The sequence below is a fragment of the Avrilella dinanensis genome (assembly GCF_002807015.1).
In the GTDB taxonomy this organism is placed as follows: Bacteria; Bacteroidota; Bacteroidia; order Flavobacteriales; family Flavobacteriaceae; genus Flavobacterium; species Flavobacterium dinanensis.
Genome location: NZ_NIPO01000002.1, coordinates 2,501 through 5,646 on the forward strand (window position 1 = coordinate 2,501; position 3,146 = coordinate 5,646).

The window sequence follows — 3,146 nt, forward strand, 5'->3', positions numbered from 1 at the left end:
GGGTAGATCACACGGTTTCGCGTCTAACACTTCCGACTATAGCGCCCTATTAAGACTCACTTTCGTTACGGCTGCTCCGCTGAACGGATTAACCTCGCCGGAAACGTTAACTCGTAGGCTCATTATGCAAAAGGCACGCCGTCACCCCACTTAAGGGCTCCGACCGCTTGTAGGCGTATGGTTTCAGGTTCTATTTCACCCCGTTATTCACGGTGCTTTTCACCTTTCCCTCACGGTACTGGTTCTCTATCGGTCTCTCAGGAGTATTTAGCCTTAGCGGATGGTCCCGCCGAATTCAATCAGGGTTTCACGTGCCCCGACCTACTCAGGATACCACTATCTAATACAGCGATTACTTATACGGGACTATCACCCTCTGCGGTTCATCTTTCCAGATGATTCTAATTCTCTTTGCTTAAAATATCGTGGTCCTACAACCCCAATATTGCCGAAACAACATTGGTTTGGGCTAATCCGAGTTCGCTCGCCACTACTATCGGAATCACTTTTGTTTTCTTCTCCTCTGCCTACTTAGATGTTTCAGTTCAGCAGGTTCGCCTTCCTTTCGGAATGTTGTGTCTTCAACACAACGGGTTGCCCCATTCGGATATCTGCGGATCATATCGTGTGTGCCAATCCCCGCAGCTTTTCGCAGCTTATCACGTCCTTCTTCGCCTCTGAGAGCCTAGGCATCCCCCATACGCCCTTAGTTTGCTTTTTGTGCTCTACAATTTAGCTCCTAGCTCTTAGCTTTTAGTCTTGAGTTCGAAAACTTAAAACTTATAACCAATAACTTAAAACTAAATCTGTGCTTTATATTATTATTTTTGCTTTTTGTTTTTAGATTGTTAGCTTTCTGATTTTAAGTTCTCGAACTTAAAACTTAAAACTAACAACTTAAAACTAAAAAATATCTTTTCTACTTCTTAAATGTATCTCAATATGTCAATGTACTTCTTTTAGCGAAGAGGCAAAAGTTAATTAGTAATTAGCGATTAACTAATGGCTTTTTTCTCTTATCTCTTGGCTAATCCGTGGAGAATATCGGAGTCGAACCGATGACCTCCTGCGTGCAAGGCAGGCGCTCTAGCCAGCTGAGCTAATCCCCCATTTACTAGTCGTTAGTAATTAGTGATTAGTAATTAGTCGATAATTACTTCAACTTCTAGAATTTCCTTCTATAAATACTTTCCTACTCTTTACTTTTTACTAATAACTATTCTCTAATAGCTATTATATAGTAGTCCCGGGCAGACTCGAACTGCCGACCCCTACATTATCAGTGTAGTACTCTAACCAGCTGAGCTACGAGACTATGTATTCAAGTATTTACTCTTTTTTTTTGAACTAACAGCTAAGAAACCAAGTCAAAATCTATCACTTATAGAAAGCCTTTTTTCTCTAGAAAGGAGGTGTTCCAGCCGCACCTTCCGGTACGGCTACCTTGTTACGACTTAGCCCCAGTCACTAGTTTTACCCTAGGCAGCTCCTGTTACGGTCACCGACTTCAGGTACCCCCAGCTTCCATGGCTTGACGGGCGGTGTGTACAAGGCCCGGGAACGTATTCACCGGATCATGGCTGATATCCGATTACTAGCGATTCCAGCTTCACGGAGTCGAGTTGCAGACTCCGATCCGAACTGTGACCGGTTTTGTAGATTCGCTCCTGCTCGCGCAGTGGCTGCTCGCTGTACCGGCCATTGTAGCACGTGTGTGGCCCAGGACGTAAGGGCCGTGATGATTTGACGTCATCCCCACCTTCCTCTCGGTTTACACCGGCAGTATGGCTAGAGTTCCCGACATGACTCGCTGGCAACTAACCAAAGGGGTTGCGCTCGTTATAGGACTTAACCTGACACCTCACGGCACGAGCTGACGACAACCATGCAGCACCTTGTAATTTGTCCGAAGAAAAATCTGTTTCCAAATCTGTCAAACTACATTTAAGCCCTGGTAAGGTTCCTCGCGTATCATCGAATTAAACCACATGCTCCACCGCTTGTGCGGGCCCCCGTCAATTCCTTTGAGTTTCATTCTTGCGAACGTACTCCCCAGGTGGGATACTTATCACTTTCGCTTAGCCACTCAAACATCAATCTGTCCAAACAGCTAGTATCCATCGTTTACGGCGTGGACTACCAGGGTATCTAATCCTGTTCGCTACCCACGCTTTCGTCCATCAGCGTCAATAATCTGTTAGTAACCTGCCTTCGCAATCGGTATTCCATGTGATATCTATGCATTTCACCGCTACACCACATATTCTAGTTACTTCACAAATATTCAAGACTATCAGTATCAAAGGCAATTTTTCGGTTAAGCCGAAAACTTTCACCCCTGACTTAACAGCCCGCCTACGAACCCTTTAAACCCAATGATTCCGGATAACGCTCGAATCCTCCGTATTACCGCGGCTGCTGGCACGGAGTTAGCCGATCCTTATTCTTACGGTACCGTCAAGTCTCTACGCGTAGAGAGGTTTCTTCCCGTATAAAAGCAGTTTACACACCATAGATGCGTCGTCCTGCACGCGGCATGGCTGGTTCAGACTTCCGTCCATTGACCAATATTCCTCACTGCTGCCTCCCGTAGGAGTCTGGTCCGTGTCTCAGTACCAGTGTGGGGGATCTCCCTCTCAGGACCCCTACCCATCATTGCCTTGGTATGCCGTTACCATACCAACTAGCTAATGGGACGCATGCTCATCTTGTACCGATAAATCTTTAATATATAAATAAGGCTATCTATATATCACATGAGGTATTAATCCGGATTTCTCCGGGCTATCCCTCAGTACAAGGCAGATTGCATACGCGTTACGCACCCGTGCGCCGGTCTCTTTGGAGCAAGCTCCAAATACCCCTCGACTTGCATGTGTTAGGCCTGCCGCTAGCGTTCATCCTGAGCCAGGATCAAACTCTTCATCGTATAATCTTTATTCTAACCCTCAATAAACTCAAAATCTTACTTAGCTTCTTCTTTTTGCTGTCAATCCAATATGTATATGTACGTCGTATTCTTCTTTTGTTAGAATATCGGAAAGTCAAATCTTTTCCCTTCCTCCATTCTCTCGCCTTTCATGTTCAAAGCGGGTGCAAAAGTAATTACCTTTTTTCATTCAACAAAACTTTTTTGTACTTTTTTT

The 3,146-nt window shown here is 45.0% G+C and carries 2 tRNA genes and 2 rRNA genes (1 of these 4 cut by a window edge); all 4 read right to left on the reverse strand.

The annotated features are described in order from the left end of the window. A 23S ribosomal RNA gene (locus CDL10_RS11055) occupies positions 1–723 on the reverse strand; it reaches 2,158 nt to the left of the window's first position. A gap of 312 nt (positions 724–1,035) precedes the next feature. Continuing rightward, positions 1,036–1,109, reverse strand: a tRNA-Ala gene (locus tag CDL10_RS11060). Positions 1,110–1,241: 132 nt separating this feature from the next. Next, positions 1,242–1,315, reverse strand: a tRNA-Ile gene (locus CDL10_RS11065). Positions 1,316–1,405: 90 nt separating this feature from the next. Next, positions 1,406–2,929 (reverse strand): 16S ribosomal RNA (locus CDL10_RS11070). The 16S and 23S rRNA genes sit together here with 2 tRNA genes alongside, the layout of an rRNA operon. Positions 2,930–3,146 lie beyond the last annotated feature (217 nt).